Raw genomic sequence first — 17,359 nt, 5'->3', positions numbered from 1 at the left:
AAAATGAAAATGAAACAATTGACAACTATCATCACCTGCACCTTGCTATTGGCAGCTTGTGGAAAAAGGAGCGAAGAGACCAAACCCATTCGCAAGGATGTGACCGAAACTGTATTTGCATCGGGAGTGCTGGAGGCTGAAGGCACGTATAACTTGACTGCACAAACCGATGGCTACTTGTTACAAATCAACTTTAAGGAAGGAGATATAGTAAAAGAAGGAAGTGTGTTGGCTGTTGTTGACAATAAAGAAAATAAATACAACACGGAAAGTAGTACCGCACTCTACAACATTGCGCAAAGCAATTTATCGCCCAATGCACCAGCATTGATGCAAGCAAAAAACACGATGGTGGTAGCTAAGCGCAATCTACAGCAAGACTCACTACAATGGCACCGATATAAAAAACTATTGGAAACGAAAAGTGTTGCGCCAGTAGATTTTGAAAACGCACAACTGAAATACCAAACCTCCCTAGCCAGCTATGAAAGCTCTAAAGAGAATTACAAGCTACAAAAGCAACAGGCCGAGCAATCACTCATCAACAACAAGACTCTGAAAGAAGTGAACCGTGTGGTTTTTGGAAACAATGAAATACGGGCTGTGGTGAGCGGACGAGTTTATGAAAAAAGGAAGCAGAAAGGCGATTTTGTAAGGAAAGGTGATGTGATAGCAGTAATTGGAAATGCGAACAACCTCTACGCTAAAATAAATGTAGATGAAAGCAATATTGGCAAAATCAAAACGGGCCAAGAAGCATTGATTCAATTGAACACCGATAAAGAAAAAATGTATAAAGCGATAGTTGGAGAAGTTTATCCTGCCTTTGACGAGGCTTCGCAATCTTTTTACTGCAAATTGGTATTCACTGATTCGCTCGACTTTAAAATTTCCGGAACGCAGTTACAATCAAACATCATTGTTGGCTTTCAAAAGAACGCCCTGCTTATCCCTCGAAACTATCTAAATTTTGATGGCACAGTGCAAATAAAAGGAGAAAAGCAACCAACCAAAGTGGTAACCAATTTTGTGAGTACTTACTGGGTACAAATTCTGAGCGGCATCACCGAAGCTACGGTACTGGTTACAGAAAATATTTCCACTAACAAGCTTGATACGTCTGAAGTAGGCGCAAGCATGCGACCATAAACTATACAACTATGAGAAAGAAAAGTGTAAACATCGATATAGCTTTCACGCACATATTCACACGCAAGAAACAAACGCTAGTGGCCTGCTTAGGCGTTACATTAGGTGTTGCGGTGTATCTCTTTATGAACTCATTGTCGGGTGGATTTAGTGTTTATTCTCGTGGAGAAATATTTAAGAACTCAGCCCACATAAAAATTTATAAGGAGGACAAGATTAGCAAACCGTTCATGGAGTCTTCCAATGAAAATGAGTTAGTGGCGATCGTAAATCCTCAGATTACCACACTCTCCAAAACGCTTGTAAATCCACAAGGTCTACTTGATAAACTGAAAAAGCAGGGCTTCTTAACACATGCTATCGCTCAAGTAAACGTGGATGTGTTTTACAACAATGGAAAATCCCAATTAAAAGGAACCGCCAATGGAGTTAATGTTTTAGAAGCAGATGCCATGTTTAACATCAGCAGTTATATGGTAGGTGGCAGCCTCAAAGATCTACAAGGTAATCTTGGCGGCATTGTAATTGGCAAGGGCATTGCGGAAAAACTGAACGTACGCCTCAATGATAACATCACCGTCTCATCATCGTATGGAATTACAAAGACGCTGAAAGTAAAAGGTATCTTCAGTACAGGCAGTGCACTATCCGACCAATCAAAATCGTACATCAACATCAGTACTGCTCAACAGTTTGTGAAAGAAGGTCCTTCCTACGTAACCACTATTTATGCAAATACACTTAATCCAGATGCGGCTCCTGATTACGCAAAAGTTTTGCAGCAGCTAACAGAATACAAAGTAGATCCGTGGCAAGTAACTAATGCTGATGTCCTTTCTGGCGACTTGGTTCGAAATACTATGATGGGTGCTATATCATTGTCTATTCTAGTAGTAGCTGCTTTTGGAATCTACAACATTCTAAACATGACTGTGATGCAAAAGATAAATGACATTGCCATTCTAAAAGCGACCGGTTTCTCTGGCGGAGACGTAATCAAAATATTTGTAACAGAGGCATTAGTGATGGGCTTTTTGGGTTGCTTGATGGGGCTAGTAGTGGGCGGTATTTTGATAGCCATTATGCAAAACGTTTGGATGGGGCCACCGGTTGGCTACTTCCCTATCTACTTCAGTCCCCAATTTTTTATGAGCAGCTTTCTGCTGGGCATATTGGCAACATTGGGTGCAGGATACATTCCAGCCCGCAAGGCATCGAAAGTAGATCCAGTAGAAATTTTTAGAAAATAAACCCAATTTGAAAATGAATCAATTTGAAAATTTGAATATAACCGAGCAAGAAAAAACAGCTGGTTCAATAAATCGTGACGTAGTGTTGCGCACAAAAGGAATAGGTAAATATTTTTATGAACCTGTCAAATTCAAAGTATTGGATAATATCAGCTTTGAAGCATACAAAGGAGAGTTTCTAACATTGGTAGGAAAAAGCGGTAGTGGAAAATCTACTTTGCTGTATTGCCTCAGCACGATGGATACCACTTACGAAGGTGAGTTGTTTATCGAGAACGAAAAAATCACGGGTAAGAAGACGGATGAACTAGCTGCCTTACGAAACAAGAGTATCGGATTCATATTTCAATTCCATTATTTGCTGCCCGAGTTTACTTGCCTAAAAAACGTAATGCTACCAGCTTTAAAACTGGGGAAACATTCCTATGAAGAAGTAGAGGAACAAGCCTATCACAAATTGGAAATGCTGGGATTGAAAGATCAAGCACTAAAACCGACATCAAAATTAAGCGGAGGTCAACAACAGCGCGTGTCTATTGCCAGGTCGCTCATCAACAATCCGCAAATAATTATGTGTGATGAACCCACTGGAAACCTAGATAGCAAGAACACTCAAATCGCATTTGACATCTTTAAGCAAATCTCACACGATCATGGCCAAACCATCATAGCCGTAACTCACGATAATGATTTTGCGAAAGCCAGTGACCGAACAATTGAGTTAGCGGATGGAAAAATTACAAACTACGACAAGAAGAATTTTGATTGAGAAATGCATATTTGGATGATTGACCTGTTATTTGGTGATAGGCTGAAAACACGAAAGGTATTTGATAAGAGAAGAAAACCTTTCGGCATAACAGGCCAAAGGTTTTCTATAGTTGATCCCCAATATTTATTCAGACCGGAGAGATTTCACCGGATTGGCAGTCGCAGCGCGCAGCGAACGGTAACCCACCGTTAAAATCGCAATCACAAAAGCCACCCCGAAGCCAATGAAGAATATGCTGGGGCCGAGTTCGATTTTATATGTAAAGTTATCCAGCCAGCTTTTCATTATATACCAAGCAAGCGGAGCGGCAAATAAAAAACCAATCAAAATAAGTTTTAAATATTCTTTTGAGAAAAGAAGTACGATACTCTCCACCGATGCGCCCAATACTTTGCGCACGCCCACTTCCTTTGTCTTTTGATTCGCCATAAAAGTAGCCAAGCCAAACAAGCCTAAGCAGCCGATAAAAATAGCAATGGATGTGAATACTGTTATCATCGTGGACATCTTTGTGTCGCTTTCATAGAACTCTTTTATCTCTTCATCTAAAAATTGATAAGAGAAAATTTGGTTGGGATAAGTAGCTTCCCACTTCTGTTGAATTTGCTTTACGGTTTCTTTAAAGTTTCTAACATCAACTTTCATCGATAGCGTGGAAAAATTTCTGGCATTACTTAACAATACCGTTGGCTCGATAGGCTCGTGCAATGACATTGTGTGAAAGTTTTGAACCACGCCCACAATGGGATAGTAAACCTTTCTACTACCCTGCCTCATGCGTTGGCCAATAGCATCTGTAGGGTTAGCGTAGCCAAACATGTTCGCCAATTTTTCATTGATTACAAATCCTTGTACAGTATCGGAATCTCCAATATTTTTGCCAGCCACTAATTTCATTCCGTACAATTGAATGTAATTTACATCGACCGACTTCATCTGTGCATCGAAGTCATCGGTTTTCCCTTCCAACCAAAAATTGGTGGACATCACGGCTCCCGATGATGGTGGAAAATTGCAAAGTGTTGCATCTTCAATTCCCAGCAGTTTAACCAACTCTTCGCGTAGCGTTTTCATTTTACTCGTGCCATCTTCAAAACCACCTCTTGCGGTTTCTGGAATTGGAATGTTAACAACCGCTTCTTTAACAAAGCCTAAATCTTTATTACTAAAAAAATCCATTTGCGTTACCATTACAATAGTAGCGATAATCAAAAACTGCGAGATGATGAATTGCAGCACCACCAATCCACGTCTAAGATTGAAACCAGAAGAATTTCTATTTCCAATTTGATTTTTGATGGCAAACACAGGCTTAAAACCAGAAACTACGAACGAGGGATACATTCCAGATAAAATAGAAACCACCAATGTTATGCACGGTAGAAATAACCAAAACGTTCCATCAGTCAAAAAGTCGATCTTTAAACTGGCATGCAAAAAAGCATTTAACCCAGGCAATGCAATCTGCGCTAGCCCTATTGCCAATATCACAGAAAAAATTGTAACAAGAGTAGACTCACCTAGAAACTGGGCAATCAACTGACCGCGAGAACTTCCTAGTGTTTTGCGAATGCCTACCTCTTTTGAGCGCTTAATAGCTTCTGCCGTTACCAGATTGATAAAATTGATACAAGCCGTGATAATCAGAAAAATACCAATCACGCTCATCGCAGCTATCTTCTCATAGCTGGTAGTATTGTAGGTATAATTACCGTATCGCTCATCGTGGTGTATACTGGCCAGCGTCTGCGTGTGATACTCAGCATGGTCATCATTCTTTTCACCCAAATGCTTTTTATAAAAATCAGGCAGGCGTCTTTCTATTTCGGCAATTGAGCTACCTTCCTTCAATAGAAAGTAACAATGCTCATCGCTCCAAATACCCGTCCAGCCTACTTCGTCTTTTGCCTTTTTAATGGTGACGTACGAGAGCATTACGTTAAAAGGAAAGTCGGTGTTATCAGGATAATCTTCCATGATAGCAGTGACCTTATACTCCTTATCTTCAAAACTGAGCACTTCACCAATGGCATCTTCTTTTCCAAAATAGTTGATGGCTGCTTTCTTAGAAATAACCGCTTCGTTTGGATCTTTCAATACTTTATTCACATCACCAATTAGAATTTTTCTGTCGAATATCTTAAAGAATTCGGGTTGGGTGAATACTAAATTGTTATCATCACCAAATTTCTTCGGCTCACCCTGCGGTTGTGGAATGGTCACTAAACTTCCACTTCCATGATAAGAAGTAAAAACCACTTCCTCAGCTTCAGGAAAATCGTTCTTAAACGCTTCCCATAACACTGGTTGCACACCTGCGGAATAGTTTTTGCCATTGTTGCCATCCGATTGCAACACCACTCTATAAATTCTGTCTAGCTTAGAATGATACTTATCAAAACTTGTTTGGTTTCGTACCAGTAAGAACAAAATCAAACTGGTGGCCACGCCTAGTGTTAAGCCCGAGATATTGATAATGGTACTTCCTTTGGATCTCCAAAGATTTCGCAAAGCAGTAGTAAAATAATTTTTTAGCATATAAAATCGGTTGTGAGTCTTTAGATGAGTAACCTCTATTAAACCCAGATTTTGCAGTAGAATGAAATAGTGACAAGGTGTCTTATATTTGAATATGGAACACCACTATACCGATAAATTAGTAACAGCGTGGGGCGGGATGAAAGAGATGAAAATATTGATTGACCAAACTGGGATCAGCAAGAAGTTGGCCGAGCTTGGTTTGCCTGAGAGCAAGAGTAACAACCGGATAGATGCCGTGGGTATAATAGAGAGTTTTTGGGTGGGCATCTGGATTGGTTGCTTTCGTTTTAGTCACACAGCGGTGGTGCGGGTTGATGAAGTGTTGCGCCAGATATTTGGATGGAAGCGGGTTGCTTCGGGGACCACCTTCGGGCGGTTCTTTAAAAAGTTTACGCCCTCAATGAACCACCAAATTTTCATTGAACTGTACACGTGGTTTTTTGAGCAGATCCAATTCGACAATTACACGTTGGATATGGACAGCAGTGTGATCACCCGTTACGGGGAACAGGAGGGCAGCAAAAAAGGGTACAACCCCAAGAAGCCTGGCCGTGGCAGCCATCATCCCTTGTTTGCTTTTGTCAATGACATACGCATGGTGGCCAATTGCTGGAACCGCAGCGGCAATACAGGGAGCAACAGCAACTGCATCCATTTTTTAGAAGAGACCTTTGCCATCCTCAAAAACAAAACAGTAGGGTTGTTCAGGGCCGATAGTGGGTTTTGTACCGGTACAGTCTTGGATTTCATTGAGCAGAGAAATATCCCCTACGTCATTGCCTGTAAGCTGTATGCCAATTTACAAGCCAGCATTTATGGTATCACCCAATGGAATGCGATAGGCGAAGGCTTATGGGTATCGGAAATAAACTACCAGCAAGGCGGCTGGGGCAAAGCCCGTAGGATTGTGGTCATCAAACAAAGTGAAGAAATCAGGGCCAGGGCAACGGGTAAGAAGCTCAAGACATTATTCAGCAGCGTGGGCATAGCGGACGAAAAAGTGTACCGCAAAAGGTACCATGCCTTTGTCACTAACCAAGCCCTGCCGGCAACAGAAATATGGGAACAATATAAGCGCAGGGGTGATGCCGAAAACAGGATCAAGGAGTTGAAAGAAGATTTCGGTACAGAAGGCTTTTGCATGGATAGTTTTTGTGCTACTGAAACAGCTATGCGCTTTGTGATGGTAGCCTATAATTTGATGAGCCTGTTCCGCCAAATAACCCATCAAAAACAGCCACAGCCCAAGCTTTCCACATTAAGGTTCAACTGCTTTGCAGTTGGAAGTTGGGTGGAGCAGGAAGCCCAAAAATGGGTACTGAAAATGTCCGTCCCACTCAAAAGAAGGCAATGGTATGATGGATTATTCTCAAATGTCCAAAAAATAAACCTGCCACTAAGTCTGACTGGATAGTTCTACTGCAAAATCTGGGTTAAAAGTTTTTTCTTGCTTTTGAAGTTAGGCTTGCCAATATGAGTGCCAGAGGTGAAATCGCGCAAAAAACTTCAATTTGAGCAAACTTAGATACTTTAGACGTTCATATTTGAGCGCATCCGTCCGCAATCGGACGTGTAATAGATTCTAGAAAATAAAAAAGAACAGCTATCTTTGATCTATGTTCCAAACAATTCTAATCTTCCTGACATTTCTTGGCGCTGCCATTTATTTAGGCAGAATGGTTTTTCGTTCTTTTCAATCAAAAAACGAGTGCAGTAGTGGCTGTGCCAAATGTGGTGCTGCTGATTTAGAGAAAGTTAAAAAATCTTTGGGCTAACTTACGCCCACACCTTCGTTCCCTCAGTACAATTTTTACACATTTCTATTTCGCTGCGTGATCGCAAAAGAGAAGCCCTGAAATCATTGTACTTCTGCCCTCGCCAGATTTCTTCAAAGGATTGGTGGTTTAAATCACCCAGCACATAATGTGCATCTTTATCAAAACAACAAGGCACCACTTTTCCGTCCCATGTAATCACACAACTGTGCCACATTTTCCAGCAATGATTCAACAATTCGTTTTTGATGTGATAGGTGCCGTCATTGCTTTTTTTGTAGCGCGAGTAACGGTCGATTGTCGGTATTAAATCGGAGCCCTGTTGATAATCATAAATTTGAGCTGTTTTAAAAGCCACTTCATCAACGCCCAATTCCTTCCCAAGTTTGTTCACTTCATCAATCTGATGTTCGTTCGGTTTCACTACCAAAAACTGAAAAATCACATGTGGAGTACTTGATTTCAATTCGCGCTTCCAGCGCACAATATTTTTTGTTCCTTCGATCACCTTTTCTAAACTGCCTCCTATTCGGTATGACTCGTAGGTCTCTTGCGTGGTGCCATCAATGGAAATAATCAATCTGTCCAAACCTGATTTAACGGTGGCTTTTGCATTTTTATCAGTGAGGTAATGTGCGTTGGTGGAGGTTGCAGTGTAAATTCCTTTTAGGGAAGCATAGGCAACCAAATCTAAAAACTGCGGATGCAAATACGGCTCGCCTTGAAAATAAAAAATCAAATAGGAAAGTCGTGAGGCAAGTTGGTTAATGGTTGACTCAAACAACTCGGGCTTCAGCATACCCGTTGGCCTGGTGAACGAACGCAAGCCACTGGGGCATTCGGGGCAACGCAGGTTGCACGAAGTTGTAGGTTCGATGGAAATACTCATCGGCATGCCCGCATGTTGCGGTTTGCCCGTAACACGAGAAGTAATGTAACTACCTATTAACTGACCAGCATTCCAAACACGAATGGGCGAGAGCTTGGTAAGCAAATTCAGACCATCGTTGATGTTTCGGTTCATGTTATTGAAAGTAAAATCTATCGCAAGTAAATGCCTATCTTTCGGAGGTAAAAATAGCGAGAGTTCAGGTCAATTTATCGGAATATGAGTAAAGTATTATTTGTCATTGGCTTTTTTATGACCACACTTTCTTTTTCACAAAAGATAGTGTTGTCTCCCTCGAGCAAGATTTCCATTATCACATTAGGCCCCGACACAAACGAGCTGTATGCCGCATTTGGGCACAGTGCCATCCGCGTCTACGATTCCTTACAAGGAATCGACTATGCTTATAACTATGGTGTCTTTGATTTCGACCAGCCCAACTTCTATTTGAATTTCACAAGAGGGTTTCTCTATTATAAGTTAGGCGTGTATTCCTATCAAGATTTTAAGAATGCGTACATCTATTACAACCGGTTTATCCATGAGCAAACACTGCAATTGACCTCTCAACAAAAACAAAAAATCTTTGCGTTTTTAGAGTGGAATGCTTTGCCCGAAAATCAAACTTATCGGTACGATTACTATCACAACAATTGCGCAACAAAAATTAGAGATGTATTAACGCAACAATTAGGTGCCGACTTGAAATGGGATAGTTCATTCTTAAAACCACACCATTCCTTTAGAGAAAAGACAAATGATTATTTAAGCCCTTTACCGTGGGGCGATTTAGGCATCGATATTTGTTTGGGACTGCCAATCGATCGGAAAATGAGTGCGTATGAGTACATGTTTCTGCCAGATTACATTGAGTCGTTTGTGCAACATGGTACCATTCACTCCGACTCAATGGTAACATCCTTGGTTGCCGAAAAGAAAATAGTCTTTGAACCAGCCCCTTCCACTTCGTCTGTAAATTTTGTTCATCCGTGGATTGCCTTTGGGGTATTGTTTTTGATAGTGGTTGCTATAACAGTATTTGATTGGCGAAAAAAGAAAATCAGCAAATGGTTGGATGTTATTCTTTTTGGAGTAACTGGATTGATTGGCATTCTTCTGTTGTTCCTCTGGGCTTTCACCGACCATCACGATGCTGCAAAGAATTTCAATTTGCTGTGGGCATTTCCGTTGCATTTCATTGGTGTGATTATGTTACTCCAAAAATCTCCTGGCAACCGCACCATCCAATACTTCACGTTTGCGGTGGTGTTGACGGGAATATTGATTGGCCTTTGGGCCATTTGGCCACAACAGCTAAATCCTTTTTTGCTGCCACTAGCTTTTTCAATTTTGGTGAGGGCAATTGTGATTTGCAGAAATTTGAAAAACTAGCCACAGATAACACAGATTTTCACAGATGATTCAATAAATCAATCTTTTGTATTCAAGTTTTCTTCGACCAAAATTTACTAACAAACCAATTTTACAATCAGAAGCTCGCAAGTAATTAATTGTTTGTGCAATACTATCACTTGAAATTCCGCCTTCCACTGCCTTCACTTCGAGGATTACATTGCCATAAACTACAAAATCAGCAAAGAAACTATGATTTAAAACTACGCCTTTGTAATTAATGGGGTATTCCTTTTCTCGTTGATAATTGATGCCTTTCTTATCAAGTTCAATCTCAATTGCATCCTTATAAACTATTTCAAGAAATCCATGACCTAATTCATTGTGAACCGCCATGCAAATTCCGATTATCTCGTACGTTTCTTCTTTGAGAGGATAGCTATCTAGGCTGTTATCATCTGTGTCCATCTGTGAAATCTGTGGCAGCCAATCTACAAATGTATTGGCCTATTTGCTGTAGCCGCCAAACAGGCTTCTTTGAATGCTTCCATGTACGTTGGGTGGGCGTGACTCATGCGCGAAACATCTTCGGCAGAAGCACGGTACTCCATGGCCACTACGCCTGCCGCAATCATATCCGCAGCGCGCGCACCAATAATGTGAGCACCTAAAATTTCATCGGTATTTTTATCGGCCAAAATTTTTACAAGACCATCCAAATCCATGCTGGCGCGTGCACGACCCAACGCTTTGTAAGGGAAACTTCCTACTTTGTATGCACGGCCTTGCTCTTTCAATTGCTCTTCGGTAAACCCAACGCTGGCCACTTCCGGCCACGTGTACACTACTCCAGGTATCAACAAATAATTGATATGTGGCTTCTGTCCGGCCAATCGCTCCGCAACATACACACCTTCTTCTTCAGCCTTGTGTGCGAGCATCGCTCCGCGAATGACATCGCCAATGGCAAAAATGTTATCCGCTTTCGTTTTCAAATGGTCGTCCACCACAATTTTTCCTCTGTCCAATTCAATGCCCACTTTCTCTAAACCAAGGCCCTCTGTGTAGGGTCTGCGGCCAACGCTCACCAGACAATAATCGCCATTCAGCTCAATGGCTGCTCCTCCATTTTTTGGCTCTGCTTTGAGCACCACTTCCTTGCCTTTGTTTTCAACCGCAGTCACTTTATGGCCGAGGTAAAAATCCATTCCTAATTTCTTGGTGGACTTTTGCAATTCTTTGCCCATCGTTCCGTCCATGGTAGGAATAAGGCTATCCAAAAATTCAACTACCGAAACTTTTGAACCGATACGCGCATATACCGAACCTAATTCCATTCCTATTACGCCTCCACCAACGATAATCAAGTGCTTCGGAATTTCTTGAAGCTCCAATGCTTCGGTGCTTGAGATAATTCTCTTTTTATCGAATGGCGCAAATGGAAGAGGCGTTGGCTTTGAACCCGTGGCAATAATCACGTTGTCGGTAGTGAGCGAAGTCTTCTTGCCATCGGCAGCAGTAACTTCAATGGTGTTTTTGTCTACAAAAGAGCCAACCCCAGTATGCACATCGATTTTATTTTTCTTCATCAAAAAAGCGATGCCATCTACATTTGCTTTCACCACGCCTGCTTTGCGTGTTATCATCTGTTTGATGTTCGCTTTGGGCTCAGAAATATCGATGCCGTGCTCTTTGAAAGTGTGCGCTGCATTGTGAAAATGTTCTGAAGAATCAAGCAAAGCTTTAGAGGGAATGCATCCTACATTTAAACAAGTACCTCCTAGAGTGCTGTACTTTTCAATGATAGCAGTTTTCATTCCAAGCTGTGCACAGCGAATGGCGGCTACATATCCACCTGGGCCAGAACCAATGACGATGACGTTGTATTGCATAACTATTTGATAAAATTGATAAACTTAATCATTGTGTCGTTTTCCTTCGATAATTGCTGAATAAAATCTTTGAACAACTCAAACTTTTGTACGCTTCTTCTGTGGGTCAGAAATTCATACAACTTGCTCGCTTCCATAGGAATCCTTTCGTTCAACAAGTTGCTTTCCCTGGCAATACGAATGATAAAATCTTCTAAGCGAGGCCTTAAAACAATAAGTTTGTTATTAGTGGATTTATCCTCGCATACTTTTAATAACTGATTCTCAAAGACTATTTTCGTTAACATTTGCCTCTCATACTTAGGCTTCCCACTGCTAGGGTCTTCATCAACTATACCAATATTATTAGATGATTTACTTAAAAGATTACAAACCTCACCCTTGTTGAAAGCATGTTTTATCATTTTGGATGTGACACCAAACGACTTAACTAATGCCTCGTCTGCATAACATTCCAAATAAATCATTCGTCAATGAGCTTATCAAGATTTAGAAAAACACTCGAATCGAGGTCAATCATTTGTTCAATTTTTTCAATTCCATTAATTGGCTTTACTATTGTTTGAAGAGCTTCATTCATTAAAACCACATTGATTTGCAAATCGTCAATAGGAGTTTTTTGAATAAGTGATTGCAAAAAATAAGGGTTATGAGTGGTCATAAAAAACTGTTGGCCATTTCCATAAGCTATTCTCTCCGCCAAATATTTAGTATAATAAGGAAAGACACTTGACTCTGGCTCTTCAAACAAAAGGGTAGAACCATCCTTATTTGTCTCTAGCGCTGCCATATAAAATATGATTCTCTGGAGCGTATCTGAAATCAATTCATAAGGATAGGTGGTTAAGAATCCACCATTTTCTTTCGAAATTTCAATCGCGTAGTTTGCCTGCTTCAAGTTTAATTTAAAACCCCTTTCTTGAACAAATTCTCCAACCAACTGACGAAGGACTTTGTTGGTCTGAAGCATAAGGAACAAATTATCTCCATGAGGGGATGAAAGAAATTCAAAATTTAGTAATGGGTGACTCTTAAGTACTTTAAAATAGTAAGGATGTATTCCAAAGTCCCATGGAACGCCTTGTGCTCCAAATGACGTAAGAGGAAAATTTGACTTCCATTGGCGTTTAAAATTCTCATCTTTAAAAAATGAAAAATCAATTACGCCCTTATCATATGAAATCTCTGTCCACATTTCATCTGTCTTGACAACTATTTTGTTTGATGGGTCATTTTCATAAAACAAATTGCTAAAATCAAATAATCTTATTAGTCCTTCTGTGCTCAGTGTTTGCTGAATTGCTTGGACTGATATGGCTTCAAGAATATTTGACTTACCAACATTAGGTTCGCCAATAAACAGGTTAACCCTTCTGCAATCTAGCTGAAGGTCTTTTATAGATTTGAAATTTTGAATGGATAGCTTCTTTATCATAAAATGGGTCAAACCCCCAAAATCAATCGTCCTGGGTCTTCTAACATCTCCTTCACGCGTACCAAAAAACTAACGGATTCTCTTCCGTCCACAATTCGGTGGTCGTACGAAAGTGCCAAATACATGATAGGTCGTATTACTACTTCACCCTTTAATGCAATAGGCCGCTCCACAATATTGTGCATCCCCAAAATAGCTGATTGAGGTGCGTTGATTATGGGTGTTGATAACATTGAACCAAAAACACCACCATTGGTAATCGTAAATGTTCCACCCGTCATTTCTTCAATCGACAGTTTTCCATCGCGCGCTTTTCCAGCCAATCGCACAATCTCACTTTCAATTTGGTTCATGCTCAACGACTCCGCATTTCGGATAACAGGCACCACCAATCCTCGTGGAGTGGAGACCGCAACCGATACATCGCAATAATCATGATATACAATTTCATCTTTATCTATGCTCGCGTTCACGGCCGGAAATTCTTTCAATGCAGCACATACCGCTTTGGTAAAAAACGACATGAAGCCCAATCCCACACCATATTTTTCTTTGAATTGTTCTTTGTACTTCGCACGCAAATCCATCACAGGCTTCATATCTACTTCATTGAAAGTAGTGAGCATGGCCGTTTCATTTTTCACAGCCACCAATCGCTTGGCAATCGTCTTGCGCAATGAAGTCATCTTTTCTCTGCGCTCGTTTCTGCTTCCTCCAGACGTAATAACGGGAGGTGCAAGTACTGGTGCAGTTTTCGTTTCTTTTGGTGATGATACCTGCGCTTTCACTGCATCTTCTTTGGTAATTCTACCACCTACTCCACTTCCTGCAACTTGACTGGTAGCGATACCTTTCTCATCCAAAATTTTTGCGGCTGCAGGTGAAGGTGTGCCTGCCGCATAAGATGAAGTGGTAACGGTTGGAGTTGGTGTTGGAGTAGTAGTTTGAGGTGTTGGAGTAGTTACCTCTCCGCCTTCCGTCACCTCAATTTTACAAATCAATCCACCAATGGGCAATGTTGTTTTTTCGTTAGCCACAATCCGCAAAATACCGTTTGCTTCGGCTGGTAACTCAAACGTAGCTTTGTCCGATTCTACTTCTGCAATTACCTCATCTAATTTTACAAAGTCACCATCTTTCTTTAACCAAGTGGAAATGGTTACTTCGGTGATAGATTCGCCCACAGCGGGCACTTTCATTTCTTTGATGGCTCCGGTTGCTTTCATAGTTTGTGAAGGAGGGGTTGTAGTTGATGCAGGTAGAGAAGTTGATTTTGATGAGGTTGAAGAAGTAGCCGTTGTTCCTTGGCCATCCGCTATCTCGCAGATAATCGTTCCGATGGGTACTACTTCGCCTTTTTGTTTTGAGATTTTAAGAACACCCGGTTGAGGTGCCGTCAATTCAAATGTAGCTTTGTCTGATTCTAGTTCGGCAATTACTTCATCCATCTTCACCACATCGCCATCTTTCTTTAGCCAATTGGCAATGGTTACTTCGGTGATGGACTCGCCTATTGTGGGGACTTTTACTTGTTGTGGCATGTCTGGCTAAATTAAACTTCCAACGCTTGTGAAACTATTTTCTCTTGCTCGGCTTTATGCACTTTGCTATAGCCAGTAGCAGGCGAAGCACTTGCTTTTCGCGAAATCAATTCCAAACCAGTCATATACCTTAGTATAAATGACCAATAGCCCATGTTCGCAGGCTCTTCTTGTGTCCATACGAGCTTTGCTCCTTTGTACTTTTTCAATACAGCATTCAATTGCTTTTCGGGGAATGGATGCAATTGCTCCACGCGCACCAGTGCTACATCTTTGGTTTTCTTTTTTGCTTGCGCTTCTAACAGATCATAATAAACCTTGCCCGTGCAAAGGACTACCTTCTTCACTTCTTTCGCGTTCACAATTCCATCATCAATCACTTCCTGGAAAGAGCCGTTTGTAAAATCTTTGATGGGCGATACCACCAAAGGGTGTCGTAACAGCGACTTGGGTGAAAACACAATACATGGTTTTCTAAACTCCCACGCCACTTGCCTACGAAGCAAATGGAAAATATTTGCTGGCGTGGTAGGGTTACAAACAATCATGTTGTACTCAGCCGATAGTTGTAAAAACCGCTCAGGGCGTGCGTTTGAGTGCTCTGGCCCTTGGCCTTCGTAGCCATGTGGCAACAACATCACCAATCCGTTCATGCGCTGCCATTTCGATTCGGCACTTGAAATAAATTGGTCAATCATCACTTGTGCTCCATTGGCAAAATCTCCAAACTGCGCTTCCCAAATTACCAACGCATGAGGTGTGGCCATCGCGTATCCATATTCAAAACCCAGCACGCCAAACTCAGAAAGCAACGAATTGTAAATGTTGAACTTCAATTGTCCCTTCTCAATATTATCCAGTCCACAATAGGGCGCATTTGTATTCGCATCAAAAAAGTAAGCATGGCGGTGACTGAAGGTTCCGCGTTTCACATCTTGCCCGCTCATACGCACAGGTGTGCCTTGGGCCAATAACGAACCATACGCCAAGAGTTCTGCCTCTGCCCAGCCCAGCATTTTTGTTTCAAAAAAAGCGGCACTTCTATCTTTCAATAATTTTTCAATTTGCTTCAGCGGCTTAAATCCCTCCGGAATGGAGGTCAATGCTTTGGCCACTTTATCAATCACCGCTTGTTTGATGCTCGTGTCAGGCGATTGGTCAAAATCTGAAGGGGCTGATTTGCGCAACTTCTCCCACTCATTTTCAATTTTTTGTGGCTTGTACGGAAGTGGCTTCTGTTTCACTTCATTCAAACGGTCTTGCAGTTGATTACGGAAACTCTTGTCCATTTCATCTGCTAAAGACGCATCAACATCACCACGCTCAATTAGTTTTTTAACATACACTTCGCGTGGATTGGGGTGCTTCGCAATCAAATTATAAAGCTTTGGCTGCGTAAATTTTGGTTCATCGCTTTCGTTATGCCCATGCCTGCGGTAACACAACATGTCGATAAAAATATCTTTGCCAAATTTCTGGCGATACTCCACGGCCAAGTTTGCACAGAAAGTTACTGCCTCCGCATCGTCACCATTTACATGAAGAATAGGCGCATCTACAATCTTTGATATATCAGTGCAATAAATACTGGTGCGCGCATCATCATAATCGGTAGTAAATCCAACCTGATTGTTAATTACAAAGTGAATGGTACCACCGGTGGTATAACCCGGCAAGCCCGACATCTGAATCACTTCGTACCCAATTCCTTGCCCTGCGATCGCAGCATCGCCATGGATCAAAATCGACATTGCTTTGTTCAAATCGCCCTCGTACTCATCATCGATTTGTCCACGAGTGTAACCCACCACCAACGGGTTCACCGCCTCTAAGTGCGATGGATTGGGCGTCAACTTCAAGTAAATTTTGTTTCCCGATGGTGTATCGATATGACTTGAGTAACCCAAGTGATACTTCACATCACCATCGCCCATGGTCAAGTCAGGATTGATGTTTCCTTCAAATTCCGTAAAAATCTGCTCGTAAATTTTTCCAAGAATATTGGTCAGCACATTTAACCGACCTCTGTGAGCCATGCCAATCACCGCCTCCTTCACTCCCAACTCGGCTGCTTTATTAATAATGGTCTGCAAAGCCGGGATAGTATTTTCACCACCTTCCAGCGAAAATCTTTTTTGGCCTAAAAACTTGGTGTGCAAAAAGTTTTCGAAAACAACCGCCTCATTTAGTTTACCAAGTATCCGTTTCTTTTCTTCTTGATTAGGGTTGTAGCTAAAAAACTCTTTTTCAATTTTATTAAAGAACCAACTTCTAACTTCATCGTTGCGAATAAAGTTGTATTCAAAACCAATCGTGCCCAAATACAAAAACTTCAATCGCTCAATAATCTTTCGAAGCGATGACTTCGGCATACCAATTTCAGCGGCCACATTAAACTCCGTATCCAAATCCGCATCGGTCAAACCAAATTTGGTGTGGTCCAGTTGCACCCCATGGTCCCTGCGCTCGCGCACCGGGTTGGTGTTCGATTTTAAGTGCCCAAACGAACGGTAAGCAAAAATTAAGGTGCGCACATACGTCTCTTTGATATTAATGCCATCAACAGCACCCACCGAATGGCCATTTTCACCATACCTTTGTGAAGAAAGGTCGTAGCCTTCAAAAAACTTTTGCCACGAACTATCTACTGAAGCAGGTTCTTGTTTGTAGGTTTGGTAGAGCTGGTCAATATAACCAGTATCTGCATTGGAGATATAACTGTACTTGTCCATACTTGATTTAAAAGTAGGTAAATGTATAAA

14 protein-coding genes are annotated in these 17,359 nt (G+C 41.4%); 6 read left to right on the top strand and 8 right to left on the bottom strand.

Annotated features, from left to right (window positions below; all coding sequences use genetic code 11):
• Positions 1-3 precede the first annotated feature (3 nt).
• From KA713_19805 to KA713_19795, 3 genes are read left to right on the top strand one after another with little or no spacing between them, the layout of a single operon-like run.
• A complete protein-coding gene (locus KA713_19805; protein ID UXE66654.1) occupies positions 4-1,149 on the top strand; it encodes an HlyD family efflux transporter periplasmic adaptor subunit in 1,146 nt (381 codons plus the stop codon).
• Between the two features lie 11 nt (positions 1,150-1,160).
• Complete coding sequence (locus KA713_19800; GenBank protein ID UXE66653.1) at positions 1,161-2,399, top strand: ABC transporter permease; 1,239 nt, start codon at positions 1,161-1,163, stop codon at positions 2,397-2,399.
• Positions 2,400-2,412: 13 nt separating this feature from the next.
• Positions 2,413-3,168 (top strand): ABC transporter ATP-binding protein, encoded by a 756-nt coding sequence (locus KA713_19795; protein ID UXE66652.1) that lies wholly within the window; start codon positions 2,413-2,415, stop codon positions 3,166-3,168.
• A 126-nt stretch (positions 3,169-3,294) separates the two neighbouring features.
• Here KA713_19795 and KA713_19790 read toward each other — a convergent pair whose 3' ends face one another.
• A complete protein-coding gene (locus tag KA713_19790) occupies positions 3,295-5,709 on the bottom strand; it encodes an ABC transporter permease (protein ID UXE66651.1) in 2,415 nt (804 codons plus the stop codon).
• 94 nt (positions 5,710-5,803) lie between these two features.
• Between KA713_19790 and KA713_19785 the strand changes: the two genes are divergently transcribed.
• Together KA713_19785 and KA713_19780 are read left to right on the top strand one after the other, a co-directional pair.
• Complete coding sequence (locus KA713_19785) at positions 5,804-7,126, top strand: IS1380 family transposase (protein ID UXE66650.1); 1,323 nt, start codon at positions 5,804-5,806, stop codon at positions 7,124-7,126.
• Between the two features lie 202 nt (positions 7,127-7,328).
• Positions 7,329-7,487 carry a FeoB-associated Cys-rich membrane protein gene (locus tag KA713_19780; GenBank protein UXE66649.1) on the top strand — a complete coding sequence of 53 codons (159 nt, stop codon included), beginning with the start codon at positions 7,329-7,331 and terminating at the stop codon, positions 7,485-7,487.
• A 1-nt stretch (position 7,488) separates the two neighbouring features.
• Here KA713_19780 and KA713_19775 read toward each other — a convergent pair whose 3' ends face one another.
• Positions 7,489-8,511, bottom strand: coding sequence for an SPASM domain-containing protein (locus tag KA713_19775; protein UXE66648.1), 1,023 nt, complete (start codon positions 8,509-8,511; stop codon positions 7,489-7,491).
• Positions 8,512-8,595: 84 nt separating this feature from the next.
• Between KA713_19775 and KA713_19770 the strand changes: the two genes are divergently transcribed.
• On the top strand, positions 8,596-9,768 hold the full coding sequence (locus KA713_19770; protein ID UXE66647.1) for a DUF4105 domain-containing protein: 1,173 nt from the start codon (positions 8,596-8,598) through the stop codon (positions 9,766-9,768).
• A 30-nt stretch (positions 9,769-9,798) separates the two neighbouring features.
• Here KA713_19770 and KA713_19765 read toward each other — a convergent pair whose 3' ends face one another.
• From KA713_19765 to KA713_19740, 6 genes are read right to left on the bottom strand one after another with little or no spacing between them, the layout of a single operon-like run.
• Entirely contained in the window at positions 9,799-10,197 is a 399-nt protein-coding gene (locus KA713_19765) for a GxxExxY protein (protein ID UXE66646.1), read from the bottom strand.
• A gap of 23 nt (positions 10,198-10,220) precedes the next feature.
• Positions 10,221-11,621 (bottom strand): dihydrolipoyl dehydrogenase, encoded by a 1,401-nt coding sequence (gene lpdA / locus KA713_19760; protein ID UXE66645.1) that lies wholly within the window; start codon positions 11,619-11,621, stop codon positions 10,221-10,223.
• A gap of 2 nt (positions 11,622-11,623) precedes the next feature.
• Positions 11,624-12,088 (bottom strand): hypothetical protein, encoded by a 465-nt coding sequence (locus KA713_19755; protein UXE66644.1) that lies wholly within the window; start codon positions 12,086-12,088, stop codon positions 11,624-11,626.
• Complete coding sequence (locus KA713_19750; protein UXE66643.1) at positions 12,085-13,056, bottom strand: AAA family ATPase; 972 nt, start codon at positions 13,054-13,056, stop codon at positions 12,085-12,087. The genes KA713_19755 and KA713_19750 overlap by 4 nt, the downstream gene beginning before the upstream one ends.
• An 8-nt stretch (positions 13,057-13,064) precedes the next feature.
• Positions 13,065-14,597 (bottom strand): 2-oxoglutarate dehydrogenase complex dihydrolipoyllysine-residue succinyltransferase, encoded by a 1,533-nt coding sequence (gene odhB / locus KA713_19745; GenBank protein UXE66642.1) that lies wholly within the window; start codon positions 14,595-14,597, stop codon positions 13,065-13,067.
• 11 nt (positions 14,598-14,608) lie between these two features.
• Positions 14,609-17,329: a 2-oxoglutarate dehydrogenase E1 component gene (locus KA713_19740; protein ID UXE66641.1), complete on the bottom strand. Its 2,721-nt coding sequence runs from the start codon at positions 17,327-17,329 to the stop codon at positions 14,609-14,611.
• Positions 17,330-17,359 lie beyond the last annotated feature (30 nt).

The sequence above is a fragment of the Chryseotalea sp. WA131a genome, from assembly GCA_025370075.1.
Taxonomy (GTDB): Bacteria; Bacteroidota; Bacteroidia; order Cytophagales; family Cyclobacteriaceae; genus ELB16-189.
The sequence above is the reverse complement of the archived record's forward strand: the minus strand, read 5'-3'. Positions and strand labels throughout refer to the sequence as shown.